The sequence below is a fragment of the Microbacterium sp. 2RAF4 genome, assembly GCF_052115285.1.
In the GTDB taxonomy this organism is placed as follows: Bacteria; Actinomycetota; Actinomycetes; order Actinomycetales; family Microbacteriaceae; genus Microbacterium; species Microbacterium oxydans.
Genome location: NZ_JBFRGI010000002.1, coordinates 1,433,133 through 1,457,194, shown reverse-complemented (window position 1 = coordinate 1,457,194; position 24,062 = coordinate 1,433,133). Strand labels below are relative to the sequence as shown.

Here is a 24,062-nt window from a genome sequence, read left to right as displayed (position 1 = left end):
TTTGTGCATACCTCACAAGAAACTCAGTGTCAGATGTGCTGGGACTTGGTTTCGAGCGGCAAATCCGTCACTCGCGCGTCGGCACAGCCATACAGTCACCGGTGGCAACGACGCCACTGACCCCCGGGAGTCCTCGATGACGAGTACCACGCCCCATTCGCACGGAATCGGCATGCGCATCGCCGTCATCGTGCTCAGCCTGCTGCTGGCCGCCATGGTGGTCCTGTTCCTGGTGACCACAGGCAGGATCGCCGCCGGTGCCTCCGAACTCGCCGACGGCACGACATCGGCCAAGGACGGTTCGGCCGACCTGGCAGCCGGCGCTGCAGACCTCTCCACGGGGGCATCCCGTCTGGCCGAGGGCACGCAGGACCTCGCAGCGGGAGCCGCCAGCGCGCAGCAGGGATCGCAGAAGCTGAGCGACGGCGCCACGACCGCAGCGACCGGCGCGACGACCCTGGCCGAGGGGGCGAACACCCTCGCCGCCGGTGCATCGACCGCCGTGGTCGGTGCGGGCAAGGTCAGCGGGGGCGCGCAGACGGCGCTCGCCGGAGCGCAGGAACTGGCGACGAAGATGGCGCAGGCGGATGCCGGTGCGCAGACCCTCTCCTCCGGGGTGTCCTCCCTCGCCGCCGGTGTGAACGGCGCGCACGCGTATGCGAACGGCGTGCTCGTCGGCGCGACGCAGCTCAGCGACGCCCTGGGAACCAAGGTGAACGCCGACGTGGTGGCTCTCGCGCAGCCGGGAGCGAAGACGCTCCTCCAGGGCGTCGCGGCCTCGGCGCCGGGCCACTCGCAGCAGCTCGCCGACGCCCTCGCGGGGATGCTCGCCGCCGACCCGGAGAACCCGCAGCTGAAGGCTCTCGCCGCTCTCGCCGCCGGAGTCGACCAGGAGGTCGATGCGATGGCTCCCGTCGCGGCCAAGGGCTCCGACCTCGCGCAGGGACTCGTCGCGGCTGCCGCCGGTTCGGCTCAGGTGACGGGTGGCGTGAATGCGCTCATCAGCGGTGATGCCGCCCGCCAGTGGCCCGGCACCGCAGCACTCGTCGCTCCTCAGGGCGTGCCCGCTCTGGTCGCCGGCGCGCAGGCTCTGCACTCCGGCACGACGCAGCTCTCGGCAGGCGCATCGAGGCTCGCCGCGGGTCTGCAGACCCTGTCCACCGGGGCATCCTCGCTCTACTCGGGAACGGCGAACCTCAGCGCAGGCGCGACCCGCCTGAACGACGGCGCGACGACGCTCGCGACCGGGATCGGCACGCTGCAGACCGGCGCGGGCGACCTGAATGTCGGGATCGAGAAGCTCTCCGCTGGCGCCACCACCGTCGCGGACGGCTCGGGCGAGCTGGCTGCCGGCGGGGACAGGCTCGAAGCGGGTGCCGCCGACCTCGCCGCGGGCAACGGCCTGATCGCGGACGGGTCCGGCACGCTCGCCACCGCGACGGCGGGAGCTGCCCCGTCCATGACGCCGTGGGGCCTCGGCATCGCCCTCGCCGGGTTGATCGCGATCGGCTTCTGGGTCGGTCACCGCGTCTCCCATCGACGCGCACTGGCTCTGAGCGCCTGACCCCCGCCCGACCCCACTCCGCCCGGCCCCACCCCCCGCCCTGAGCGGATGTCTCCCACGGCATCCGCTCAGGGCAGAGCCGCTGAGGGCGGATTCGTGCCCACCGCGATGCGCCGCGGCCGATGCTGGGGGCATGAGCGAAGACAACCCCATCCCGCAGTTCGGTCCCGAAGCCCGGCGCGCGCTGTTCCACGAGCGGGTGCTCGTGCTCGACGGTGCCCTCGACGACGACAACGGCACGCTGCTGATGACGCAGCTGCTCGCGCTGTCGGCCGAGGATCCGACGGCGGACATCGGCCTGTGGATCCACTCGCCCGGTGGGTCCGTGCCCTCGATGCTCGCGATCCGCGACATCATGCGACTGGTCCCCAACGACGTCGCGACCCTGGCCCTCGGTCTCGCGTGCAGCGCCGGGCAGTTCCTGCTCTCCGCCGGCACCCCGGGCAAGCGTCGGGCGCTTCCGCACGCGCGGATCCTCATGCATCAGGGGTCCGCGGGCATCGGCGGCTCCGCGGGCGAGATCGAGACGCAGGCCGACGACCTGCGGCACATGCGCGACACCGTGCTCGGACTGATCGCCGACGACACCGGTCAGCCCGTCGCGCGCATCTTCGAGGACTCGCTGCACGACCGCTGGTACACCGCGACGCAGGCGCAGGACTACGGCTTCATCGACGGGATCGTGGCCTCGATCGGCGATGTGATGCCGCGACGACGCGCGCGCGTCGGACTGGGGGTGGACGCATGAGCACCTACTCGATCCCCAACGTCATCGCGCAGCATCCCCGAGGCGAGCGCATCATGGACGTGTACTCGCATCTGCTCGCGGAGCGCGTCATCTACCTCGGCACCGGCATCGATGCGGGCGTCGCGAACGCGCTCATCGCGCAGCTGCTGCACCTCGACGCGGACAGCCCGGAATCCGGCATCCAGTTCTACATCAACAGCGAGGGCGGCGATCCGGGGGCCGCGCTGGCGATCTACGACACCATGCAGCACATCCGTCCGCGCATCGCGACGACCTGTGTCGGCCAGGCCATCGGCCCCGCGGCGCTCCTGGTCGCTGCAGGAGACGCGGGGGAGCGGGCGGCCCTCGCCCACGCGCGCATCGTGCTGCATCAGCCTGCCGGGCAGTCCCGCGGTGCGATCCCCGACCTCATCCTCGCCGCCGACGAAGTGGTGCGGGTGCGCTCCGACATGGAGGAGATCCTCGCCAGGCACAGCGGTCGCACGGTCGCCGAACTCCGCACCGACACGGACCGTGACCGGGTCTTCACCGCACCCGCCGCGCTCGACTACGGACTGATCGACACCGTGCTGGGCGCGCGCAGCTGAGGTGCGGTCCGGGCTGGCGGGCGGATGCATGAGCGTTGGACGGATGCATGACCGAAGTGGGACCTGTGGTCATGCATCCGTCCGTGGATCATGCAGATGACGGGTCCGGGATCAGATGACGGGTCCGGGACCAGAGGACGGGTCCGGGATCAGGCGGCGAGGGCGAAGGCACCGCGCGAAGGGGCCGTCATCCGCAGACTGTCGGCCACGTCGCTGGTGAGCTCGATCAGACTCGTGTCGAGCGCCCCGGCGATCGCGGCGATCATCTCGCTCGAGGGCTCCTTCAGCCCGCGCTCCACCTCGGAGAGGTACTGCGGCGAGACGCCGGCCTTCTCGGCGGTCTCGGTGAGCGTCTCCTCGCGCTCGTGTCGTCGGCGTCGCAGCTGGTCACCCAGAAGGTGACGCCACAGCGGCTCGGGGTCGTTCGACTTCGGGCGGTCGGAGCGAGGAGGGTGCGGGAACGAGATCAGGTCGGCCATGCCTCACGATAGGCCGGGGCGTCCGGGCGGTTCGAGCTGTTCTGCTCAGAGCAGAACAGCGGATGCTCAGGCGTCCGCGTGATCAGGGGCGGAGTCCGTGGAAGCCGAGGGGCCGGCGGCTTCGGCCGAGGTGGATGCCGCCGCATCCGTCGCCGCCCAGCTCGCGAGCATCCTCAGCTTGTCGGCCGATGCCGTCCCGGGTTCCGCGGTGTACGTCGACAGGTGCAGCCCGGCGTCGGCCGGCAGCTCGAAAGCCTCGTAGGAGAGCTCGATCTCCCCGACCACGGGATGCGCGATGCGCTTGACCCCGGTGCGATGGAAGCGCACGTTGTGGGCGGCCCACAGCGTGCGGAACCGCTCGCTCCGCGTCGAGAGCTCGCCGACCAGGTCGGTGAGCTTCCGGTCGAACGGGTTGCGTCCGGCCTCCCCGCGCATCGCGGCCACGAGCTCCTGCGTGTTCCGATCCCACTCGGGGTAGAACTCCTGCGCGGCCGGATCGAGGAAGGCGAACCGCGCGCTGTTCGGCTGCGGCTGCGCGAACACGGGCGCGTAGAGGGCACGGCCCAGGGCATTCGCGGCCAGGTAGTCGAAGTAGTTGTTGCGCACGACCGCCGGAGCTTCGGTCATGGCATCGAGGAGGCGCAGGATGCTCGGACGCAGCTCGGTCGCCCTCTTCCGCGGCGTGCGCGCGACCGGCGAGGCGTTCGCGGCGCGCGCGAGATCGAACAGATGCGCGGTCTCGGCCTCATCCAGCTGGAGCGCACGGGACAGCGCATCGAGCACGCTGTCCGATGCCCCGGACAGGTCTCCGCGTTCGAGACGCGTGTAGTAGTCGACGCTGACGCCCGCGAGCAGCGAGACCTCCTCGCGGCGCAGTCCGGGAACGCGGCGGTTGCCGCCGAACGCCGGGAGTCCGGCCTGATCGGGGGTGATGCGTGCGCGCCTCGTGGAGAGGAACTCGCGCACCTCGCTGCGGGTGTCCATGCATCCGACGCTACGCGCTCGATGACCGGACAGGGAGGTACTGGCGGTACCGGTGACCCGCGGGCCGCGCGTCAGAGGGCCGCGGTCACGCCGGGGAGCAGCTTTCCGAGGATCGCCCCCAACTGCTCGCGCTCCTCGCTCGTGAGGGGGGCGAGCACGAGCTCCCGCACCTGCTCGACGTGCACGGGGGCCGCCGTGCGGAGCATCTCCCGTCCGGCCGGCGTCAGCGTGGCGGAGAGAGTGCGCTTGTCGGAGCCGCAGGAGGTGCGCTCGACCCAGCCGCGCTCCTCGAGCGAGTCCAGTGCGTGGCTCAGGCGCGAGCGGCTGAGGCCGGCGATGCGGGCGAGCTCGGTCATGGTCACGGCGCTCTCGCCTCGGCCGGCCAGGGTGATGAGGATGGCGTAGCGGGCGTGGTTGAGACCGACCTCTTCCTTCAGCGTGCGGTCGAGCACCTGAGGGAGCAGCTGCACGAAGCGGATGACCGGCAGCCAGGTGTCCATCTCGGTGTCGTCGAGCCGACGCGGATTCTGCTCCGCTGGTCCGTCCGCCTCAGACGACATGATGCCCTCCCGTGCTGTCGCGCCTGCCGTCATGCCCGCCGTCATGCCGCGGACAGGTCGAGTGTGTGCGCCGTGTGGTCGCGCTTGGCCTGCAGGTAGCGGGAGTTCGACTCCGACAGGTGCACCTGGGTGGGTACGCGCTCGGTCACGCGGACGCCGAGGGCTTCGAGCTGCACCGCCTTGTCGGGGTTGTTGCTCAGCAGGCGGATGCCGTCGACGCCGAGTGCGTGCAGCATCTGCGCGGCCACCGTGTAGTCGCGCTCGTCCTCACCCCGACCCAGGGCGACGTTCGCCTCGTACGTGTCGAGGCCTGCATCCTGCAGGGCGTAGGCGTCGAGCTTGGCGTACAGGCCGATGCCGCGCCCCTCCTGGCGCAGGTAGAGCAGGAAGCCGCCCTCCTCCGCGATGCGCTCCACGGCCTCGCGCAGCTGAGGGCCGCAGTCGCACCGTTCCGACCCGAACACGTCTCCCGTCAGGCACTCGCTGTGCGGGCGCACGAGCGGGGCTGCGCCGCCGTCCTCCGCGCGATCGATCGCCGCCCGCCAGTCGCCCAGCCCGAGCAGCAGGTGCTCGCGGCCGTCCGCCAGCCCGTCGAAGGTGACCACGTCGGCAGTCGTGGAGAAGCCGTCGCCGAATCGCAGCGGGACGCGGACGCGAGTGCGTTCCGTCGCGACCGGAGCGACGGTTGAACTTTCAATCATGCCGGGTGCAACGCGGACTGCTGCGGAGTATTCCCCGTGGAGCCGATTCCGAGGGGTTCCCTCAGTACCTCCCATCCGCCGTGGAATCGGAGTTGACTGGAGGCCACGCGACAGAAGGAGCACCACGAATGCGCGGAGTAGTCATGCACGCCCCAGGCGACGTCAGGGTCGAGGACAGGGAGAAGCCCACCATCACGCGGCCGACCGATGCCGTGATCCGTATCGCCGCGACCTGCATCTGCGGCTCCGACCTCTGGCCGTATCGCGGTGCGAACCCCGTGGACCACGATCCGATGGGACACGAGTACGTCGGCGTGGTCGAGGCCATCGGCGACGAGGTGCAGACGCTGAAGGTCGGCGACTTCGTGGTCGGCTCCTTCATGGCATCCGACATCACGTGCGAGATCTGCCGGGCGGGATACCAGTCCCGGTGCGTGCACGTCGTGCCGATGGGCAGGTACGGTACGCAGGCCGAGTACGCGCTCATCCCGCACGCCGACGGCACCCTGGTCGTCACCCCTGGACAGCCGGAGCCCGACCTCATCCCCTCGCTGCTCGCCGCATCCGACGTCCTGGGAACCGGATGGTTCGCCGCGGTCGCCGCCGAGGTGGGGCCGGGCAAGACCGTCGCGGTCGTCGGAGACGGCGCGGTGGGTCTGCTGGGCGTCCTGGCCGCACGCGAGCTCGGTGCGGAGCGCATCATCGCGATGAGTCGCCATGCCGATCGGCAGGCTCTGGCGCGCGAGTTCGGCGCCACCGACATCGTCGAGGCGCGCGGGGACGAAGGGGTCGCGCGCGTCAAGGAGCTCACGGACGGACTCGGCGCGCACTCCGTGATCGAGGCGGTCGGCACCCAGGAGTCGATGATGCAGGCGATCCGCTCCACCCGTCCCGGCGGTCACGTCGGCTACGTCGGTGTCTCGCACGATGTCGCGCTCCCCGGCGAAGAGCTCTTCTTCTCCGGAGTGCACCTGCACGGCGGCCCTGCTCCCGTGCGGCGCTTCCTCCCGGAGCTCATCCAGCTCATCTGGGACCGGAAGATCGACCCAGGCAAGGTGTTCGACCTCACGCTGCCACTCGAGGACGCGGCGGAGGGTTACCGCGCCATGGACGAGCGACGCGCCACGAAGGTGCTGCTCACGGTGTGATGTGCGGAGGCGCCGCTTCCTGCGGGCGCCGTCGCTGGCGCACGAGCTTCACCTCGCTCGCGAGGATCCCGAGCACGACGAGTGCGCCGCCGACGAGCGCGGTCGCGGGCAGGCGCTCGCCGGCGAGGCGTCCGATGACCCCCGCCCACACCGGCTCTCCCGCGTAGATGATGGTCGCGCGTGTGGGGGAGACCGACTTCTGCGCCCAGTTCATCGTCAGCTGGATCAGACAGCTCGCCGCCCCCAGTCCCACTGCGCAGCCGACCCAGATCCAGGAGAACTCGGGAACCCCCTCACCGACCACCGGCATGGTGAGCAGTCCCAGCAGGCCGGCCGTGAGCAGCTGCACGACCGTGATGCGTCCGAGGTCGATCTTCCCGGCGAAGAGGCTGATCAGGATGATCTCGGCCGCGATCGGCAGGGTGCTGATCATGGTCGCGATCTCACCGGCGCCGAGCGTCAGGGCGAAGGCATCAGGGCCTGCGATGAACAGCAGCCCCACGAACGCCAGTCCCGCACCCGCGAACGCCATGGCCGGGGGACGCTTGCGGAACACGGCCCACTGGGCCAGCGGCACCATCGGCACGTACATCGCGGTGATGAACGCGGAGGTGCTGCTGTCGATGGTCTGCAACCCCAGCGTCTGCAGGCCGTAGCCGAGGTAGATCATGACGCCGATCGCGGTGCCGGCGCCGATGTCGGGCCAGCGGATGCCGCGCAGGACGCGTCGGAAGATCACGACGCTGATGAGTCCGGCGATGAGGAAGCGGATGCCGACGAAGAACCACGGTCCGGAGTGCTCCATGGCCCAGTGCACGAGCAGGAAGGTGCCACCCCAGACCGCGGTGATCGCGATGAGCGCGGCTTCCTGGGGACACAGACGCATCCACCGGAGACGAGAGGGCATCGTTGCCCCTTTCTCGACGTTGCCGGATAGAGCCTAACGGGCCGCAGTCGATGCGAAAGTGACGGGAGAAGACGGCCGGGTGCCGATGCCGTGGCGGACTCGGTAGCCTCGCAGCATGAGCGACTTCGTGAGTGCCGTCGAACTGAACGATCTGTTGACCGGGGGTGCGCCGGTGCGTGTGATCGATGTGCGCTGGCGGCTCGACCGTCCTGACGCCGGACATGACGACTACCTCTCAGGGCACATCCCCGGCGCGGTGTTCGCCGCTCTCGACACCGAGCTCTCCACGCACGGCGAGGCCTCGGAGGGGCGGCACCCGCTTCCGTCCACGGCCACGCTCCAGGACGCGGCCCGTCGCTGGGGCGTGCGATCCGGCGACACGGTCATCGCCTACGACGACTTCAGGGGCATCGCCGCCGCCCGCGCCTGGTGGCTCCTGCGGCAGGCCGGTGTCGACGTTCGCGTGCTCGACGGCGGCATCAGGGCATGGCGGGCCGAGGGGTTCGACATCGCGACCGACGACGTGAGTCCGGAGCCCGGCGACGTGGTGCTCGACCCGATCGGCGACGATGCACTCTCGATCGACGAGGCCGCGGCCTTCCCGGCATCCGGCGTGCTGATCGACGCGCGCGCCGCGGATCGGTATCGAGGTGACTCCGAACCGTTCGATCCCGTGGGTGGACACATCCCCGGTGCGCGCAATCTTCCCGAACCCGTGCACTTCGACGCGGACGGGAAGATCCTCGATCGGGAGACGATCCTGGCGACCTTCGCCGAGGTCGGCGTGACGCCGGGAACGCCTGTGGCCGCGTATTGCGGTTCGGGCGTGACGGCTGCCCACACCGCACTGGTCCTGCACGAGGTGGGCATCGAGGCCAAGGTCTTCCCCGGTTCGTGGAGTCAGTGGTCGAACACCCCGGGGCGTCCGGTCGCGGTGGGCGATCAGCCCGGCTGATCCTCGCGGGGGCCGTACCCCCACTGCAGGCACAGCGCACCAGGTCCGAAAGCCCGACGCACCAGGTGGACCGAGTTCCCGCGAGGCGGCGGGAGGGGGGTGATCGTGACCCCGTCCGGTGTCTCGATGTGCTCCTCGCACCAGTCCGGGATCGCGTCGGGGTGGAAGCGCGTCCACACCAGCAGCTCCCTGGCCTTCTGCGCCAGCGCATGGCCGGTGTCGTGGGTCTCCGGGTAGTCGGGCGGATACTCGACCGACCACTCGACCATCGCGGTCTCCGGCGCCGTCAGGGGTACGTCGAGTTCGAACAGCACGCCGTGCACCTCGCCGTCCGGGTGGGAGTAGCGCGCCGCGATCCTGCCCCCGGACACGGCCTTGAGCAACGGCGCCGGCGTGCGGACACCCGGGGTGATCTCCAGGAACGGTATCGCCGTGATCGTGCCCACCGTCGACTGCACGATGCTGCGGGTAATGCTGTACGCGACGTTGCCGTCGGCCCCGACATCCGTCACCGAATGGGTGGTGAGCTCACGAGAGGTGTCGGGGTAGGACGCACCCAGCGCCCGGAAGGCCTCGATCACGGCCACCTCGAGCTCCTCCTCGTCGATCGGGAACTGATTCGGCCCGAGGGGGCCGGTGCGATTCGTCGAGCGGAGCATCCTGCTCAGGGCGCCGACGCGGAGTCCGAGGAGCTCCTCGATGTCGGCGAGGGCTGCCAGCGACTGCGCGCCCTCCGGTCGCCTTGCCCCCGACCGCCAGTAGCTCAGGGTCGCCATCGACACGCGGTTGCCCCGCGCTTTGAGCTGCCGCTGCAGCCAGGACAGGGTCACCGGTCTGGCGTTTATCGCGTCGCGCAGGGCGCTCGCGAAATCATCGTGCTCGGCTCTGCGCGCGTCATCTTCGAGATTCATCACAGATCCCCTCCGGTATGTGAAGATCAGCGCTTTAGAGTGAGCATACGACCGCACGCGCGTACCTCAGGGGACCGGGTGGGCATGTGGGGTCACTTGGCCGTCTTCGCGGGCAGGGTGCCCGTGCCTGCGAACGACCGGCCTGACGCAGTGATGCCCCCCTTGCTGCGTATGTCGTGAAGCCCGGCAATCGATCTGGGGAGATCCGCCGGGCTTCACGAACTCTCCCCCGCACGGCTCCCGGCGTCGCGGCCACGCAGCCTTGCGTAGACTGGGAGCAATACCCCGGAGGACTCTGGACCGTCATGTCTGCCCCTGCTCGCGCATTCACCATGCGCCACGTGCAATTGCTGCGCGCGCTGTTCGCCGCAGTCGCCGCGCTCATGATCACGTTCTCGTCTGATCACTCCGCGCCCGTCGGTCTGTCCGTCTTCAGCGGTTTCGTGTTCCTCATGGCGCTCGTGCACATGCTCGCCGCCTGGCTGGTGCTGCCGGCCGGATCGCGCTGGCCGTCCGTGCTGCTCGCCGCCGTCGGGGTGGTCGCCGGCCTCGTGAGCGGCATCCCGGTCTGGCGGTCGGACGATCTGTTCTTCGTGGTCGTCTCCTCCTGGGCGATCATCAGCGGGGGCATCGAGCTGTTCGCCGGCATCCGCTCCCGTCGCGCCGGCGGCATGCTGTCCCGCGACGCGATCTCCGTGGGAGCGCTGGGCGTGCTGCTCGGCATCGCTCTGCTGCTGATCCCGGCAGGGTTCCTCCAGGAGTACACGATCGACAAGGCCGGCACGTTCGTGCTCTCCGGCATCATCCTGGGCGTAGGCATGTTCGGCGGCTACGCGGCGATCGTCGCGGTCTTCCTCGGCATCGCCGGCCTCACACCGAAGCAGGCCGACGCGGTCACGGCGGCATCCGATTCGAACGACAGCACCGCTCCGGCGGGGCACGGAGGAGAGCGATGAGCGACGAGAAGCCCACCCGCCGGGACATTCTGCGACCCCTGCACCTGCTCCTCATCGCGCTCGGCTGCGGTGTGTTCGCCATGGTCGTGACGCTGGTCTCCACCGGCGCGTTCACTGCACGGGTGAATGCCTCCATCGCCAACGGCACCTACGAGGGGCTGACCCCCATCGCCCTCGGTCTCGTCGTGGGCGGCGGCGCCTTCATCGTGACGCTGCTGATCCTGGCGATGCTGATCCTCGCCGTCGATCCCGCTGACGTGACGAAGACGATCGATCGTCCGGTGCTCTACGACCCGGAGCCCGAGGACGAGAACCCCGATTCCGCGGCGCCCGGACGCTCCGCGTCCTCCTGATCCGGTAGTTCCTCGAGCAGGTTCACCGGCTCGACTACCGACGGAACATCGGGTTAAAGCGCTCAGCGCAACCTGATGAAGCTGACACTTTCGCCGTGCCTTCTGGACAATCGTCACTATACATCCGATGTTTCGTGGCGCACACTGGGCTCCGACGCCTCGCATCCACGATCGGCTGTGAGGCCGCACGGCCCCAGTAGATCAACGATGCTCCGGAGGATTGCTGTGATGAAGGACCCCATTTCCCGCCGACAGGCATTGCAGGTGGGCGGTCTCGCCCTTCTCGCCCCGCTCGTCCCCCAGTTCCTCGCCGCCCGCCCCGCTGCGGCGAACACATTCTCGGCGCAGGCTCCTCTCCGCGCCGTGCCGGCGGGGGCGATCCCGCGCCCACAGCTGTCGCCGTATGCGCTCTGGTACGCGACGCCGGCGACGGACTGGGAGACCCAGGCTCTCCCGATCGGCAACGCCCGTCTCGGTGCGAAGCTGTTCGGCAACCCGGACGCCGAGGTGATCCACTTCAGCGAGCAGAGCCTGTGGGGCGGGGTCAACGACTACGACAACGCTCTCGCCGGCCAGCCCGACGGCGCGTACGACACCAGCGTGACCGGCTTCGGATCCTTCCGCGACTTCGGCGAGGTGACGGTGGCGTTCGGTGCGCGCACGACCGTCAGCTCTCCCGGCGGCCCGTACCAGGTGTCCGGCAGCGAGAGCGTCGAGAAGACGTTCGACGGCAACCCTGCGACGAAGTGGTGTCTGATCGCGCCGCCCGCAGAGGTGATCTGGCAGGCCGATCTCGCCGCCCCCGCCGTCGTCTCGTCGTATGTGCTCACGAGCGCCAACGACGTCCCGGCACGGGACCCGCAGGACTGGCGCCTGGAAGGCTCGTCCGACGGAGCGGCCTGGGTCGTGCTCGACGTCCGCTCCGAGGCGCCGTTCCCCCAGCGGCTCCAGTCCAAGAGCTTCTCGGTCGCCAACACCACCGCGTACGCCCACTATCGCTTCGTCTTCGCTCCGAAGGCGGGAGTCAGCCACTTCCAGGTGGGGGAGATCGCACTCGGCGGCGTCGAGCTGGCGCAGGGAAGCGCCGTCTACGTGTCATCGCCCAGCGGACACGCGGACTCCCTCGTGGGCACCATCGACGCCGATCCCGCGACCGTCTGGGCTGTTCCCGCGACGGGCGCTGGCGCGGTATGGCAGGTCGACCTCTCCTCGAAGAACACCCTGAACGGCTACGTGCTCACCAGCGCACCGGACGCGTCGGAGCAGGATCCGCGCGACTGGGTCGTCGCCGGCTCGGACGACGGACTGACCTGGAAGACCCTCGACACCCGAGTCGGGGAGACGTTCCCCGAGCGCGGCGTGGGGCGGACGTTCACGTACGCGAACACCACCGCGTTCGCGATGTACCGCATATCGTTCTCCGCGCCGGGAGCCATCCGTCTCGGTGGCATCGCCTTCACGGGCGGCGGCTTCAGCACGGCGGGCGCCAAGGCGGTCGTGGACTACCGTCGTGCACTCGACATCGCCGACGGCACGCACAGCACCCACTTCGCGACCGCGCAGGGGACGGTGCTGCGCGAGGCCTTCGCGAGCCGGGAGGCCGACATCATCGCGGTGCGGTTCACCGCCGATCGGCCCGGCGCGCTGACGGCGCTGCTCACTCTGACCTCCAAGCAGGAGAGCGTCGCGACCGTGGTCGACGCGGGCGGGCGCCGGCTGAGCTTCGCCGGGACGATGGCCAACGACCTCACGCACGCGGCCGTCGTCCGCATCGCCGAGACCGACGGCCGGGTCGTCGCCGCCGAGGGCGGGCTGCGCGTCTCGGAGGCGTCGAGCATCACGCTGCTGCTCGACGCGCGCACCGACTATCGTCTGAGCGCGGCGCACGGCTGGCGCGGCGCCGCACCGCAGCCTGCGATCGAGAAGGCACTGAACGCTGCCGCCTCCCGGTCGTGGCAGAGTCTCCGCTCCGCGCACACCGCACAGGTCGCCGAGCTGATGCAGCGCGCGAAGGTCGAGTGGGGAGCGACCGACGGCACCGTGATGGCCATGCCGACGGACCGCCGGCTGCTCCGCTACGGGAAGGGGGAGACGGACCCCACGCTGGAGCAGACGCTCTACGCCTACGGCCGGTATCTGCTCCTCAGCTCGTCGAAGCCCGGGGGGCTGCCCGCCAACCTGCAGGGGCTGTGGAACAACAGCAATCAGCCGGCGTGGGCCAGCGATTACCACACCAACATCAACGTGCAGATGAACTACTGGGGCGCGGAGACCGCCGACCTCCCGGAGTCCCATGAGGCTCTCGCGACGTTCATCCGCGAGGTGGCGGTCCCCAGCAGGGTGGCGACGCGCAATGCGTTCGGGGCTGACGTGCGCGGGTGGACGGCCCGCACCTCGCAGAGCATCTTCGGCGGCAACTCGTGGGAGTGGAACACGATCGCGAGCGCCTGGTACGCCCAGCACCTCTACGAGCACTGGGCGTTCACGCAGGACAAGAAGTACCTGCGCGACCTCGCCTACCCGCTGATCAAGGAGATCTGCCAGTTCTGGGAGGACCAGCTCAAAGAGCTCCCCGACGGCACGCTGGTCGCGCCGATGGGCTGGTCTCCGGAGCACGGTCCGCGCGAGGACGGCGTCATGCACGACCAGCAGATCATCTGGGATCTGTTCCAGAACTACCTCGAGTGCGCCGAGGCCCTCGGCGCCGACAAGACCTACCGGAAGACCGTCGCCGACATGCAGTCCCGTCTGGCTCCCAACAAGATCGGCCGCTGGGGGCAGCTGCAGGAGTGGCAGACCGACCGTGACGACCCGAACGACATCCACCGGCACACGTCGCACCTGTTCGCCGTGTACCCGGGGCGGCAGATCACCCCCGACACCCCGGAGCTCTCCGCGGCGGCGCTGGTCTCGCTGAAGGCGCGCTGCGGGGAGAAGGAGGGCGTGCCGTTCACGGCCGCCACGGTCTCGGGAGACAGTCGCCGTTCGTGGACCTGGCCGTGGCGGGCCGGCCTGTTCGCGCGCCTGGGCGATGCCGAGCGGGCGGGGATCATGGTGCGAGGACTGCTCACCTACAACATCCTGCAGAATCTGTGGGCCAACCATCCGCCGTTCCAGCTCGACGGCAACTACGGCATCGTCGGAGCGATCGCGGAGATGCTGGTGCAGAGCCATGGCGGGGTGATCCGTCTGCTCCCCGCCGTGCCGGCGGACTGGGCGGTGAGCGGATCGTTCGCCGGTGTCCGCGCGCGGGGCGGGTATCGCGTGGACTGCACCTGGCGGGACGGGAAGGTCGTGTCCTACGACGTGGTCGCCGACCGCGCACCGAACATGAGCAACGTGGTCGTGGTCGTCAACGGGGAACGCCGCAAGGTGAAGCCGGGCAACCCGAAGAACGGCAAGCCCATGCGCGACCTCGGCCCGGCGCACTGAGCGGACCCGGTGCACTGAGCGGACCCGGTGCACTGAGCAGGGGCGGCGAACGAGGCGGGGACGATCCGGAATACCGGTGGGGCGGATCGGCTTGTCCCTGAGGTGACTGCCTCCGTCGACCGCGCCTCCATCGGACTCCGGTCGGAGCGCGGACCCGTTCTCGGCGCGCTCATGCTCGCCACCGGGCTCATCGCGATCGATGCCACGATCCTCGCGACCGCGGTTCCGAGCATCGTGCGCGACCTCGGCAGCTACCAGCAGTTCCCTTGGCTGTTCTCGGTGTACCTCCTGGCGCAGGCAGTGAGCGTGCCCATCTACTCCCGCTTCGCCGACACGGTGGGCCGCAAGCCGATCATCCTGCTCGGCATCGCCCTGTTCCTGCTCGGGTCCATCCTCTGCGGGTTCGCCTGGAGCATGCCGGCGCTGATCGTGTTCCGCATCGTCCAGGGCATCGGGGCCGGTGCCGTCGCGCCGATGTCGATGACCATCGTCGGTGACATCTACACGGTCGCCGAACGCGCCAAGGTGCAGGGATACGTCGCGAGCGTCTGGGCCATCTCCTCGGTGGTGGGCCCCGCACTCGGCGGCATCTTCGCCCAGCTCGACGCCTGGCGATGGATCTTCTGGATCAACGTGCCCCTGTGTCTGATCGCCGGATGGATGCTGCTGCGCAACTACAAGGAGCAGAAGCAGACCCAGCGGCACAGCATCGATTACGGGGGAGCGGTGCTGCTCACCATCGGGCTCACGGCGCTCATCCTCGGCATGCTGGAAGGTGGGAATGCCTGGGCGTGGTTGTCGGTGCAGAGTGTCCTCTGCTTCGGGATCGGCGTGGTCGCGCTGCTGGCCTTCGGGGTGGTGGAGCGCCGCGTCGCCGAGCCGATCGTCGACCTGCGGCTCGTGACCCGTCGGCTCATCCTCACGACCACGATCGTCTCACTCGGCATCGGTGCGCTGATGCTCGGTGTGACGAGCTTCGCTCCGGCCTACCTCGAGGGGTCGATGGGCATCGCTCCGCTGTTGTCGGGTCTCGCGGTGGCAGCCCTGACCCTCGGCTGGCCGCTCGCCGCCGCGAACGCCGGCCGGCTGTACCTGCGCATCGGCTTCCGCCGCACCACGCTGATCGGCATGAGCATCACGACCGTCGCCGCCATCGCGCTCGCCGCCGTCGCCTCCTGGCCGAACCCGTTCGTCGTCGCGGGCATCGCGTTCCTCCTCGGCTTCGGGCTCGGGTGGAGTGCCGCCCCGACCCTGATCGCCGCGCAGGCCTCGGTCGGCTGGGGCGAGCGGGGCGCGGTGACCGGGATGAACGCCTTCGCGCGGTCAGCGGGAAGCGCCGTGGGTGTGGCGGTGTTCGGGGCGATCTCGAACGCGGTCATCGCGCAGGGCGCGGGACCCGACGACCCCGACACGATCGTCCACGCCTCGGTGTGGGTGTTCGTCGCGGTCGCGGTGACCGCCGTGCTCACCCTCCTGGCGGCGTCGTTCATGCCGAAGGACCGGGTGGAGGACCACTCCGGGGAGTCGGGCTCCTAGCTCCTGCCGGATTCAGCGAGCGAGGCGCTCCGCGATGCCGGTGTAGGTCGCGGGGGTCAGCGCGAGGAGGCGCTGCTTGGCCGCGTCCCCGATCTCCAGGCCCTGCACGAACTCGGCGAGGTCGGCGGCGCCGACGCGGTGTCCGCGGGTGAGCTCCTTGAGGAGCGCGTACGGGTCCTGGATGCTCGACCGGCCGGCGACGACCTCGGCGCGGATCACCGTCTGGATCGCCTCGGCCAGCACCTCCCAGTTCACGTCGAGATCGGCGAGCAGCACGTCGCGCGACAGCGAGATCGCGTTCAGACCGCGGCGAAGGTTGTCCAGTGCGAGCAGCGAGTGCCCGAACGCGACGCCGATGTTGCGCTGCGTGGTGGAGTCCGTGAGGTCGCGCTGAAGGCGGCTGGTGACGAGCGTCTGGCCGAGCGACGCGAGCAGGGCGCCCGAGATCTCGAGGTTGGCCTCGGCGTTCTCGAAGCGGATCGGGTTGATCTTGTGCGGCATCGTCGACGAGCCGGTGGCCCCGGCGACCGGGATCTGCGCGAAGTAGCCGAGCGAGATGTAGGTCCAGATGTCGGTGGCGAGGTTGTGCAGGATGCCGCCGGCGTGACGCACGCGGTCGTACAGCTCGACCTGCCAGTCGTGCGACTCGATCTGCGTCGTGAGGATGTTGAAGCCCAGGCCCAGTCCCTCGATGTACTCGCGGGCGATGGTCGGCCAGTCCGCATCGGGGTCGGCCGCGAGGTGGGCGGACCAGGTGCCGGTCGCCCCGGAGAACTTCGCGAGGTACTCGGAGCCGGCGATCTGGCCGCGCACGCGCTCGAGGCGCCACGCGAACACCGCGAGCTCCTTACCCATCGTCGAGGGTGTCGCGGGCTGGCCGTGCGTGCGCGAGAGCATCGCGGCGTCGGCGTGTTCGACCGCGAGCTCGCGCAGCTTCGCGATCACGGTGTCGAGGGCCGGGAGCCAGACCTCCTCGACCGCGCGCTTGACGGTGAGGGCGTAGGACGCGGAGTTGATGTCCTCGCTCGTGGCGGCGAAGTGCGTGAGCTCGGCGATGTGGTCGAGTCCGAGCGTCGAGAGCCGGTCGCGCACGAGGTACTCGATCGCCTTCACGTCGTGCTGGGTGACGGCTTCCTTCTCGGCGAGCCAGCCGATCTCGGCCTGACCGAAGTCGCGGTAGAGCGAACGCAGGCGCTCCTTGTCGCCCTCCGACAGCGGGCTCGTCTCGAACAGCGAGCGGTCGGTGAGTGCGATCAGCCATTCGACCTCGACCTCGACGCGTGCCCTGTTCAGGCCCGCCTCGGACAGGAAGTCGGCGAGACCGGTGACGGCGCCGCGGTAGCGGCCGTCGAGGGGGCTCAGGGGCTGGGGCGGGAGCGAAGGCTGGAAAGTCAGGGGAGTCCTCCTGATCGGGCCCCTCAGAGGCGGGGCGTGCGGGGGAGACGCAGAGCGGGTTCGAGCTGGCGGAACAGGCCCCGAGTCGCCGCCTCAATCATACCGAGCACGGAATCGAACATCTCCGCGCCCGCGTAGTACGGGTCGGGCACGTCGTGGGTCGTCGCCGTCGGGTCGAAGGCCAGCAGCAGGGTGACCTTCCCCTCCTCGTCCTCGTCGTGGGCCCATTCCCGCAGGATGCGCTCGTGCGTGCGGTCGAGCGCGACGACGAGATCGTTGTCGGCGAAGGCGGCCGCGGTGAACTGGCGGGCGCGGTGCTGGGAGCCGTCGTAGCCGCGTCGTGCCAGCGAGTCGATCGTGCGGTGATCGGCGCGCTCGCCCAGATGCCAGTCGCCTGTTCCGGCGCTGCGCGAGACGATGCGTGGGCCGAGTCCCTGCCGCTCGGCGAGGTCGCGGAAGACGACTTCGGCCATGGGAGAGCGGCAGATGTTCCCCGTGCAGACGAAGATCACGCGGAAGGGATCCGGGGATGTCACAGATACATTCTGCCCGCCCGTGGCCGTCCTGCACAGCGCGAACCTGCTCGCGGGGCCCCTGCACACCATGAGCGGGCGACCACCTGTCCACGGGTTGCGGGTTACTGGCGACCCGCGTGGGGCGTGATCCCGAATGCTGGAGTCATGTACTCGTTCGCACCCGATCAGTCCGGTGGATCCGCGCAGTCGTGGGGGCAGATCCTCGCGCACCGGGGGATCGGCGACGCCATCGCGACGCTGGAGGAAGCGGGAGCGGTGCTGGTTTCGCTCGTCGATGCGACGGAGTGGAGTTCGGAGGGGTTCCGGGCGCTCCACGAACTCCTCGCGCGGGTACGCGACGACACCGGCACGCAGCTCGGCGGTCTCCGGATCCGGCAGTGGGAGCTGGAGGGATCGGAGTGATGGGGGTCGCAGGCGGGCACGCCGCCACGGCCGCCGGGGGCCTGGAGATCGACCACGGCGGCGCGATCGCGATCGACACCGAGCAGTTGCGCGAGGTCGGCGCGCGCCTGCGGACGGTCGCGGTGCGATACGAACAGGCTCGGGATTCGGTGGTCCGCGCCGCGGAGGTGATCTCGTCATCCGACGGTTCCGCGCTGCGCGTCGACATCGGCGCCCTGCGACTCAGCGGCGAGCGGATCGGCGCACTGGTTGCCGAGATCGAGAACGCCTGCACGGGAACGCTGCTGATGGCCGACGCGTTCGAGCTGGTGGAACTGCGGGCCCAGGCCGAGGCGCTCGCCCTCACCGACGCCGCGGCGGCGGACGACGTGCGCGCACGGGCCGACGTGATGATCGCCGACGACGAGCGCGTGGGACGGATGGCGGACTGGCTGGTCGCCGGCTGGAAGCGGCGGAGGTTCGAAGGGCTCGGGGATCAGTACGACCTGGGTGGGATGCTGCCGCCGATGTTCCTGGTCGGGGCGCTGGTCGGGCTCACCTCGGGGTATGGGAAGGTGCGGTCGGGGGTGACGGGATCCGAGGTGCCGGTCGTGAAGGCTCCGACCTCCGTGCCGGTCGATCCGGTGCAGGTGATACCCGTGAAGACGTCGACTCCGCGCGCGCCGGACGACCTCGCCGGAGCGTTCAGGAGGATCCCGGGCGGGGGAGCCCAGGTCGCCGTGGAGAAGTACACGATGGTCGGTGGCACGACCCGATATGTGGCCTACGTGGCCGGTACCCAGAGTTCGCTGCTGTCCCTGAAGAAAGGCGCGGAGCCGTGGGACATGACCTCGAACATCGAGCTCTATCAGGGTGCGACGTCGGCGTCGTACCAGGCGACACTCGATGCTCTGGCGGCCGCCGGTGTCGAACCGGGCGATCGCGTCGACGTGGTCGCGCACTCGCAGGGCGGGATGATCGCCACGCGACTCGCCGTGGAGAGCGAGTACGACGTGTCGATGCAGATCACGGCGGGGAGTCCCACCGAACCGACCCTTCGGGAGGAGCAGACGCTGATCCAGCTCCGCCACACCGACGACGTCGTGTCGGCGCTCGCCGCGGGCGGGTCGGCCGAGGGGACGGGGTCGCCCGACAGCTTCACCGCCTCGCGGGTCGGCGATCCGGGGGACGGCGTCGAGGACCTGCGGTTGAAGACCCACGGTCTCGAGACCTACATCGAGACGGCCGAGATGGTGGATGCGTCGACCGACCCTCGCGCGGTGGCTCTCGACGAGTACTGGGACGAGCTCGGCCGGGCCGTCGAGGTCGAGCGCACCGAGTACCGCGCGGAGCGGAGCGGGTGACCGTGGTGGCTGTTGCCGGTGGCTGTCACCGCGGTGTCAGCGGGTCAGTCGCGACGGCTCTTGCTCTGCGGGCGCAGGATGAATCCGAAGATGCCGTTGATCACCGAGATGATCAGTGCCGCGAGCACGCCCCACCAGAAGTCGCCGACCGTGAGACCCCAGCCGAATCCGCTCGTGATCCAGGCGGTCAGCCACAGCAGGAAGCCGTTGATCAGGAAGCCGATCAGCCCGAACGTGATGATGTAGAGCGGGAACGCGACGATCTTCACGACGGTGCCGATGATCGTGTTCACGAGCGCGAAGATCGCGGCCACCGCGAGCAGGGTCAGCACCAGCTGCAGCGTCTCTCCGGGCGGGAAGGCCCTGATGGTCACCTGCAGGGCAGGGATCAGAGTGACGACCCAGAGGGCGAAGGCGTTGACGACGACGCGGATGATGAAGCGCATAGTCCGACCAGTGTCCCACGGACTCCCCTGCGTGTCAGCGGGCGGTCCGTCGGGGGCTTAGCGGAAGTGAGCGCGCAGAAGCGCAGCGACCTCTTCCAGGGAGGACTTACTCTGCGCCGTCCGAAGGATGAGGTCGAAGGCGAGCTCCGTCTCCATGTCGATGATGACGTTGTTCATCTCGAGAAACGTCAGCGTGAGGACCCAGGAGAAGCGCTTGTTACCATCGAACAGAGGGTGATTCGGGCTCAGAGACGACAGCAGAGCTGCTGCCTTGACTTCGAGATCCGGGTAGGCCTCGACTCCGAACATCGAACTCGACGGGCGGGCGAGCGCGGAGGAGAGAAGCCCGATGTCTCGGATGTGGAGCCCGAGCTCCTCTGTGATGCCTACCGCGTGCGGAAGCTCGACGTATCGAGTCACGCGTCTTCGAGCTTCTTGAGGAGATCTGCGTATCGGTCAGCCACCCCGCGGGCTATCGACACGGCCTGCTCGGTCGTGACCTCCTCGCGGAGAAAGCGGTCCGCAGCCTCGATGAGGAGTGCGTGCTTGGACGTGTGTCGCCGCGATGCCAGCTCGCCGAGCTGCGCATCGAGTTCTTCCGGGAGTCGCACCGTCATCGCCATACCAAAATGGTACCACCGGGCATCGAGCCGCGACAGGGGACAATCGACCGCGTTCCGTCACCTGAGGCTGTGCTCGCCCGCCCTCGTAGACTCGACCTCGTGACCGAGCCGATCCTGCCCCGCATCCGTCCCGCCATCGCCGCTCTCGCGCCGTATCGCCAGGGAAAGCAGGCCGGCCCCGACGCCTTCAAGCTGTCGAGCAACGAGAACCCGTTCGATCCGCTGCCGTCGGTGCTCGACGCGCTGCAGAGCACCACTCCCATCAACCGCTACCCGGATGCCACCGCCGGCCGTCTGCGAGCGCGCCTCGGCGCCCGCTACGGAGTCGAGCCCGACCAGGTGCACGTGGCCTCCGGCAGCGTGTCGATCCTGCATCAGCTGATCCTGGCCACCGCTTCGGTGGGCGACGAGGTCATCTACGCGTGGCGCTCCTTCGAGGCGTACCCGAGTCTCCCGCTCGTCGCCGGAGCCACCGGGGTGCAGGTGCCTCTCACCGCCGACTCCCGCCACGACCTGGAAGCGATGGCGGATGCGGTGACCGAGCGCACGCGCGCGATCATCCTGTGCACGCCCAACAACCCGACCGGTCCGATCATCACCTCGGCCGAGTTCGCCGCCTTCGTTGCGCGCGTGCCCAGCGACATCCTGGTCATCCTCGACGAGGCCTACGCCGAGTTCGTCACGGCGCCGGACGCGGTCGACGGCCTCGCCGAGCGCGTGTTCGAGAAGCACCCGAACGTGGTGGTGCTGCGCACCTTCTCGAAGGCCTACGGACTCGCGGGGCTGCGCGTCGGGTACGCCATCGGGCACGAGAAGGTGCTCGACGCCGCACGCACGACCGGCATCCCGCTCTCGGTCACCTCCGCGGCCGAGAACGCCGCGATCGCCAGCCTCGACGCCGAACCGGAGCTCCTGGAGCGCGTCGCCGTGATCGTCGAACGCCGCGGCCGTCTCGTGGAGGGGCTTCGTGCGCAGGGGTGGGAGGTGCCCGACTCCCAGTCGAACTTCGTCTGGCTGCCCGCGGGCGAACGCACCGACGAGGTGGCTGCCGTATTCGTCGAGAACGACCTCATCGTGCGCCCGTTCTCCGGCGACGGCATCCGGATCTCGGTGGGCGAGGAGGACTCCATCGCCCGCGTGCTCGAGGTCGCCGGCTCCCTCCGCTGAGTCGCCGCAGTCCGCGCGTTCTCGCGGATTTCTCCGGTTTCCAGGCATTTACGAGGGCGTCCTAGGTATGCGTGACCTGGCATGCGGGCGCGGGTAGCGTGAGAGCGTGACCACCTCCGAGACACCCCTTGTGAGCGTTCTGGACGAGACCGGACGGTACGCTCCGTCCGCCGCCGCAGAACGGTACCTTCCTCTGATCGACGCGATCGGCGATGCGGAACTCGAGCAGTTCTACCGGGACATGGTCGTCATCCGCGCGATCGACACCCAGGCGACGAACCTGCAGCGTCAGGGCCAGCTCGCGCTGTGGCCGCCGAGCCGTGGACAGGAGGCGGCGCAGGTCGGGTCGGGGCGTGCGCTCCGCTCCCAGGACACCGTCTTCCCGTCGTACCGCGAGCACGCGGTCACGCGCATCCGCGGCGTCGACCCGGTCGACATCATCAAGCTGATGCGCGGCGTCTCGCACGGCGGGTGGGACCCGACAGACCCCAAGAACGGCAACACCCGGCTGTACACGCTCGTGCTCGGATCCCAGGTGCTGCACGCCGCGGGCTACGGCATGGGTCTCGCCTTCGATGGACGCACCGGCTCCGGTGATCTCGACCGCGATGAGGCGGTCATCGTCTACTACGGCGACGGCGCGTCCAGCCAGGGCGACGTGCACGAGGCGATGGTCTTCGCTGCGAGCTACCAGGCTCCGACGGTGTTCTTCCTGCAGAACAACCACTGGGCCATCTCGGTGCCCGTCTCCACCCAGTCACGCGTGCCCCTCGTGCAGCGCAGCGCCGGTTACGGCATCCCGAGCGTCCGTGTCGACGGCAATGACGTGCTCGCCAGCTACGCCGTCTCCCGTGTCGCGTTGGACGAGGCTCGCGAAGGCAAGGGTCCGCAGGCCATCGAGGCCGTCACGTATCGACTCGGCGCCCACACCACGAGCGACGACCCGACCAAGTACCGGGGCAGCGACGAGGAGCAGTACTGGGCCGGTCGCGATCCGATCGTGAGGATGCGCGCATTCCTCGAAGCGCGCGGAGCGTCGGGGCAGTTGTTCGCCGATGTCGATGCCGAAGCGGCCGATGCCGCCGAGGATCTGCGCGCCCGCACGGTCGAGCTCGGGCCGCCCAGTGCCGACAAGATGTTCGACCACGTGTACAGCGAGCCGCATCCGCTGATCGACCAGCAGAAGGCCTGGCACGCGCAGTACGAGGCGTCCTTCGAAGGAGGAGCCCAGTGACCCTGGAGACGATGCCGCTCAGCAAGGCGCTGAACGCGGGTATGCGCAAGGCCATGGAGAACGACCCGAAGGTCCTGCTCATGGGTGAGGACATCGGCAAGCTCGGCGGCGTCTTCCGGGTGACGGAGCATCTGCAGCGTGACTTCGGCGACCGCCGGGTGCTCGACACCCCGCTGGCCGAGTCGGGGATCGTCGGCACCGCGATCGGCATGGCGATGGTCGGCTATCGCCCGGTGATCGAGATCCAGTTCGACGGATTCGTGTTCCCCGCGTTCGACCAGATCACCACGCAGCTCGCGAAGCTGACCAACCGGCATGAGGGCGCGATCAGCATGCCGATCGTGATCCGCATCCCGTACGGCGGACACATCGGCGCCGTCGAGCACCACCAGGAGAGCCCGGAGGCGTACTTCGCGCACACCCCCGGCCTGCGTGTGGTGTCGCCGTCGACGCCGAACGATGCGTACTGGATGATCCAGGAGGCGATCGCGTCGAACGACCCGGTGATCTTCATGGAGCCGAAGAGTCGCTACTGGCAGAAGGGAGAGGTGGAGCTCGACGCCTCGGCCGTTCCGCTGCACTCCTCGCGCGTCGTGCGCACGGGCAGCGACGTGACGCTCGTCGGACACGGTGCGATGGTCACCACGCTCCTGCAGGCCGCCGCGCTCGCCGAGGCCGAGGGCACGAGCTGCGAGGTCGTCGACGTGCGCTCGATCTCGCCGGTCGACTACGAGCCCATCCTCGACTCGGTGCGCAAGACAGGCCGCATGGTCTACGCGCAGGAGGCGCAGGGCTTCGGCAGCATCGGCGGCGAGATCGCGGCGACCGTCATGGAGCGCGCGTTCTACGCGCTCGAGGCTCCGGTGCTGCGCGTCTCCGGCTACGACACCCCTTTCCCGCCCGCGAAGCTCGAAGGCGCGTACCTCCCGGATGCCGACCGCATCCTCGAGGCCGTCGACCGCTCGCTGGCATACTGACAGACCCTTCCATGTGCACAACTCCTCAGGAATCACGCAGGCGGGGCGCCAATCCCGTCGTTTCGGCGCGGTCCGCGCCGAAACTGAGGAGTTATTCACGCGGTCCACGAGAGGATCA

25 protein-coding genes are annotated in these 24,062 nt (G+C 69.4%); 14 read left to right on the top strand and 11 right to left on the bottom strand.

The window, feature by feature from the left end:
• The first annotated feature begins 136 nt into the window (after positions 1–136).
• The 3 genes from AB4070_RS11495 to AB4070_RS11485 all read left to right on the top strand — a co-directional run bounded on the left by AB4070_RS11495 (position 137) and on the right by AB4070_RS11485 (position 2,899).
• Entirely contained in the window at positions 137–1,564 is a 1,428-nt protein-coding gene (locus AB4070_RS11495; protein WP_441980205.1) for a hypothetical protein, read from the top strand.
• Positions 1,565–1,697: 133 nt separating this feature from the next.
• On the top strand, positions 1,698–2,312 hold the full coding sequence (locus AB4070_RS11490) for a ClpP family protease (protein WP_441980204.1): 615 nt from the start codon (positions 1,698–1,700) through the stop codon (positions 2,310–2,312).
• Entirely contained in the window at positions 2,309–2,899 is a 591-nt protein-coding gene (locus tag AB4070_RS11485; RefSeq protein WP_441980203.1) for a ClpP family protease, read from the top strand. Before AB4070_RS11490 ends, AB4070_RS11485 begins: the two co-directional genes overlap by 4 nt.
• Positions 2,900–3,048: 149 nt before the next feature.
• Here the strand turns inward: AB4070_RS11485 and AB4070_RS11480 are convergent, their stop codons facing one another.
• The 4 genes from AB4070_RS11480 to AB4070_RS11465 all read right to left on the bottom strand — a co-directional run bounded on the left by AB4070_RS11480 (position 3,049) and on the right by AB4070_RS11465 (position 5,623).
• The gene (locus AB4070_RS11480) at positions 3,049–3,378 is read right to left on the bottom strand and encodes a helix-turn-helix domain-containing protein (RefSeq protein ID WP_441980202.1); all 330 of its coding nucleotides are present in this window, start codon (positions 3,376–3,378) and stop codon (positions 3,049–3,051) included.
• Positions 3,379–3,444: 66 nt separating this feature from the next.
• Entirely contained in the window at positions 3,445–4,362 is a 918-nt protein-coding gene (locus AB4070_RS11475; RefSeq protein WP_441980201.1) for a helix-turn-helix domain-containing protein, read from the bottom strand.
• A 71-nt stretch (positions 4,363–4,433) separates the two neighbouring features.
• Positions 4,434–4,922: a MarR family winged helix-turn-helix transcriptional regulator gene (locus tag AB4070_RS11470; protein ID WP_441980200.1), complete on the bottom strand. Its 489-nt coding sequence runs from the start codon at positions 4,920–4,922 to the stop codon at positions 4,434–4,436.
• A gap of 41 nt (positions 4,923–4,963) precedes the next feature.
• Positions 4,964–5,623 carry a GTP cyclohydrolase II gene (locus AB4070_RS11465; protein WP_441980199.1) on the bottom strand — a complete coding sequence of 220 codons (660 nt, stop codon included), beginning with the start codon at positions 5,621–5,623 and terminating at the stop codon, positions 4,964–4,966.
• Between the two features lie 128 nt (positions 5,624–5,751).
• On the opposite strand from AB4070_RS11465, the gene AB4070_RS11460 reads away from it, so the two are divergent.
• Positions 5,752–6,771 carry a zinc-dependent alcohol dehydrogenase family protein gene (locus AB4070_RS11460; RefSeq protein ID WP_441980198.1) on the top strand — a complete coding sequence of 340 codons (1,020 nt, stop codon included), beginning with the start codon at positions 5,752–5,754 and terminating at the stop codon, positions 6,769–6,771.
• Here the strand turns inward: AB4070_RS11460 and AB4070_RS11455 are convergent.
• Entirely contained in the window at positions 6,761–7,678 is a 918-nt protein-coding gene (locus AB4070_RS11455; protein ID WP_441980197.1) for a DMT family transporter, read from the bottom strand. The two genes, AB4070_RS11460 and AB4070_RS11455, sit on opposite strands and share 11 nt — an antisense overlap.
• A gap of 115 nt (positions 7,679–7,793) precedes the next feature.
• Here AB4070_RS11455 and AB4070_RS11450 point away from each other — a divergent pair, with 115 nt between their 5' ends.
• Positions 7,794–8,633, top strand: a complete 840-nt coding sequence (locus tag AB4070_RS11450; protein ID WP_441980196.1) for a sulfurtransferase — start codon at positions 7,794–7,796, stop codon at positions 8,631–8,633.
• On the opposite strand, the gene AB4070_RS11445 is transcribed toward AB4070_RS11450, so the two are convergent.
• Positions 8,621–9,544, bottom strand: coding sequence for a hypothetical protein (locus AB4070_RS11445; protein WP_441980195.1), 924 nt, complete (start codon positions 9,542–9,544; stop codon positions 8,621–8,623). The genes AB4070_RS11450 and AB4070_RS11445 overlap by 13 nt on opposite strands.
• A 305-nt stretch (positions 9,545–9,849) precedes the next feature.
• Between AB4070_RS11445 and AB4070_RS11440 the strand changes: the two genes are divergently transcribed.
• The 4 genes from AB4070_RS11440 to AB4070_RS11425 all read left to right on the top strand — a co-directional run bounded on the left by AB4070_RS11440 (position 9,850) and on the right by AB4070_RS11425 (position 15,821).
• Positions 9,850–10,500, top strand: a complete 651-nt coding sequence (locus tag AB4070_RS11440) for an acyl-CoA synthetase (RefSeq protein WP_441980194.1) — start codon at positions 9,850–9,852, stop codon at positions 10,498–10,500.
• Positions 10,497–10,853, top strand: coding sequence for a hypothetical protein (locus AB4070_RS11435; protein WP_282846767.1), 357 nt, complete (start codon positions 10,497–10,499; stop codon positions 10,851–10,853). The genes AB4070_RS11440 and AB4070_RS11435 overlap by 4 nt, the downstream gene beginning before the upstream one ends.
• A 228-nt stretch (positions 10,854–11,081) precedes the next feature.
• The gene (locus AB4070_RS11430) at positions 11,082–14,285 is read left to right on the top strand and encodes a glycosyl hydrolase family 95 catalytic domain-containing protein (RefSeq protein ID WP_441980193.1); all 3,204 of its coding nucleotides are present in this window, start codon (positions 11,082–11,084) and stop codon (positions 14,283–14,285) included.
• Between the two features lie 102 nt (positions 14,286–14,387).
• Complete coding sequence (locus AB4070_RS11425; protein ID WP_441980192.1) at positions 14,388–15,821, top strand: MFS transporter; 1,434 nt, start codon at positions 14,388–14,390, stop codon at positions 15,819–15,821.
• Positions 15,822–15,833: 12 nt separating this feature from the next.
• Here the strand turns inward: AB4070_RS11425 and purB are convergent, their stop codons facing one another.
• Both purB and AB4070_RS11415 read right to left on the bottom strand, forming a co-directional pair.
• Positions 15,834–17,216 (bottom strand): adenylosuccinate lyase, encoded by a 1,383-nt coding sequence (gene purB / locus AB4070_RS11420; RefSeq protein ID WP_441980567.1) that lies wholly within the window; start codon positions 17,214–17,216, stop codon positions 15,834–15,836.
• Between the two features lie 23 nt (positions 17,217–17,239).
• Positions 17,240–17,689 (bottom strand): low molecular weight protein-tyrosine-phosphatase, encoded by a 450-nt coding sequence (locus tag AB4070_RS11415; protein ID WP_230977858.1) that lies wholly within the window; start codon positions 17,687–17,689, stop codon positions 17,240–17,242.
• Between the two features lie 207 nt (positions 17,690–17,896).
• Here AB4070_RS11415 and AB4070_RS11410 point away from each other — a divergent pair, with 207 nt between their 5' ends.
• Both AB4070_RS11410 and AB4070_RS11405 read left to right on the top strand, forming a co-directional pair.
• Positions 17,897–18,154 (top strand): hypothetical protein, encoded by a 258-nt coding sequence (locus AB4070_RS11410; protein WP_441980191.1) that lies wholly within the window; start codon positions 17,897–17,899, stop codon positions 18,152–18,154.
• Positions 18,154–19,497, top strand: a complete 1,344-nt coding sequence (locus tag AB4070_RS11405) for a hypothetical protein (RefSeq protein ID WP_441980190.1) — start codon at positions 18,154–18,156, stop codon at positions 19,495–19,497. The genes AB4070_RS11410 and AB4070_RS11405 overlap by 1 nt, the downstream gene beginning before the upstream one ends.
• Positions 19,498–19,541: 44 nt before the next feature.
• Here AB4070_RS11405 and AB4070_RS11400 read toward each other — a convergent pair whose 3' ends face one another.
• The 3 genes from AB4070_RS11400 to AB4070_RS11390 are packed head-to-tail and all read right to left on the bottom strand — an operon-like array spanning position 19,542 to position 20,566.
• On the bottom strand, positions 19,542–19,943 hold the full coding sequence (locus AB4070_RS11400; protein ID WP_046748621.1) for a phage holin family protein: 402 nt from the start codon (positions 19,941–19,943) through the stop codon (positions 19,542–19,544).
• A gap of 57 nt (positions 19,944–20,000) precedes the next feature.
• Positions 20,001–20,363 (bottom strand): type II toxin-antitoxin system death-on-curing family toxin, encoded by a 363-nt coding sequence (locus tag AB4070_RS11395; RefSeq protein WP_441980189.1) that lies wholly within the window; start codon positions 20,361–20,363, stop codon positions 20,001–20,003.
• A complete protein-coding gene (locus AB4070_RS11390) occupies positions 20,360–20,566 on the bottom strand; it encodes a ribbon-helix-helix protein, CopG family (protein WP_045263836.1) in 207 nt (68 codons plus the stop codon). Before AB4070_RS11390 ends, AB4070_RS11395 begins: the two co-directional genes overlap by 4 nt.
• 99 nt (positions 20,567–20,665) lie before the next feature.
• Here AB4070_RS11390 and AB4070_RS11385 point away from each other — a divergent pair, with 99 nt between their 5' ends.
• The 3 genes from AB4070_RS11385 to AB4070_RS11375 all read left to right on the top strand — a co-directional run bounded on the left by AB4070_RS11385 (position 20,666) and on the right by AB4070_RS11375 (position 23,944).
• Complete coding sequence (locus AB4070_RS11385; RefSeq protein ID WP_441980188.1) at positions 20,666–21,733, top strand: histidinol-phosphate transaminase; 1,068 nt, start codon at positions 20,666–20,668, stop codon at positions 21,731–21,733.
• Between the two features lie 106 nt (positions 21,734–21,839).
• Entirely contained in the window at positions 21,840–22,967 is a 1,128-nt protein-coding gene (locus AB4070_RS11380) for a thiamine pyrophosphate-dependent dehydrogenase E1 component subunit alpha (protein ID WP_441980187.1), read from the top strand.
• An 11-nt stretch (positions 22,968–22,978) separates the two neighbouring features.
• Positions 22,979–23,944 (top strand): alpha-ketoacid dehydrogenase subunit beta, encoded by a 966-nt coding sequence (locus AB4070_RS11375; RefSeq protein ID WP_282846850.1) that lies wholly within the window; start codon positions 22,979–22,981, stop codon positions 23,942–23,944.
• Positions 23,945–24,062 lie beyond the last annotated feature (118 nt).

Bases quoted from the DNA above. Each gene is read 5' to 3' on its own strand.
- AB4070_RS11390 (WP_045263836.1), bottom strand. From the start codon at position 20,566: ATGGCGATGACGGTGCGACTCCCGGAAGAACTCGATGCGCAGCTCGGC.
- AB4070_RS11480 (WP_441980202.1), bottom strand. From the start codon at position 3,378: ATGGCCGACCTGATCTCGTTCCCGCACCCTCCTCGCTCCGACCGCCCG.
- AB4070_RS11440 (WP_441980194.1), top strand. From the start codon at position 9,850: ATGTCTGCCCCTGCTCGCGCATTCACCATGCGCCACGTGCAATTGCTG.
- AB4070_RS11475 (WP_441980201.1), bottom strand. From the start codon at position 4,362: ATGGACACCCGCAGCGAGGTGCGCGAGTTCCTCTCCACGAGGCGCGCA.
- AB4070_RS11495 (WP_441980205.1), top strand. From the start codon at position 137: ATGACGAGTACCACGCCCCATTCGCACGGAATCGGCATGCGCATCGCC.
- AB4070_RS11375 (WP_282846850.1), top strand. From the start codon at position 22,979: ATGCCGCTCAGCAAGGCGCTGAACGCGGGTATGCGCAAGGCCATGGAG.
- AB4070_RS11410 (WP_441980191.1), top strand. From the start codon at position 17,897: ATGTACTCGTTCGCACCCGATCAGTCCGGTGGATCCGCGCAGTCGTGG.
- AB4070_RS11430 (WP_441980193.1), top strand. From the start codon at position 11,082: ATGAAGGACCCCATTTCCCGCCGACAGGCATTGCAGGTGGGCGGTCTC.
- AB4070_RS11415 (WP_230977858.1), bottom strand. From the start codon at position 17,689: ATGGCCGAAGTCGTCTTCCGCGACCTCGCCGAGCGGCAGGGACTCGGC.
- AB4070_RS11460 (WP_441980198.1), top strand. From the start codon at position 5,752: ATGCGCGGAGTAGTCATGCACGCCCCAGGCGACGTCAGGGTCGAGGAC.
- AB4070_RS11485 (WP_441980203.1), top strand. From the start codon at position 2,309: ATGAGCACCTACTCGATCCCCAACGTCATCGCGCAGCATCCCCGAGGC.
- AB4070_RS11435 (WP_282846767.1), top strand. From the start codon at position 10,497: ATGAGCGACGAGAAGCCCACCCGCCGGGACATTCTGCGACCCCTGCAC.
- AB4070_RS11465 (WP_441980199.1), bottom strand. From the start codon at position 5,623: ATGATTGAAAGTTCAACCGTCGCTCCGGTCGCGACGGAACGCACTCGC.
- AB4070_RS11470 (WP_441980200.1), bottom strand. From the start codon at position 4,922: ATGTCGTCTGAGGCGGACGGACCAGCGGAGCAGAATCCGCGTCGGCTC.
- AB4070_RS11445 (WP_441980195.1), bottom strand. From the start codon at position 9,544: ATGAATCTCGAAGATGACGCGCGCAGAGCCGAGCACGATGATTTCGCG.
- AB4070_RS11490 (WP_441980204.1), top strand. From the start codon at position 1,698: ATGAGCGAAGACAACCCCATCCCGCAGTTCGGTCCCGAAGCCCGGCGC.
- AB4070_RS11405 (WP_441980190.1), top strand. From the start codon at position 18,154: ATGGGGGTCGCAGGCGGGCACGCCGCCACGGCCGCCGGGGGCCTGGAG.
- AB4070_RS11455 (WP_441980197.1), bottom strand. From the start codon at position 7,678: ATGCCCTCTCGTCTCCGGTGGATGCGTCTGTGTCCCCAGGAAGCCGCG.
- AB4070_RS11450 (WP_441980196.1), top strand. From the start codon at position 7,794: ATGAGCGACTTCGTGAGTGCCGTCGAACTGAACGATCTGTTGACCGGG.
- AB4070_RS11400 (WP_046748621.1), bottom strand. From the start codon at position 19,943: ATGCGCTTCATCATCCGCGTCGTCGTCAACGCCTTCGCCCTCTGGGTC.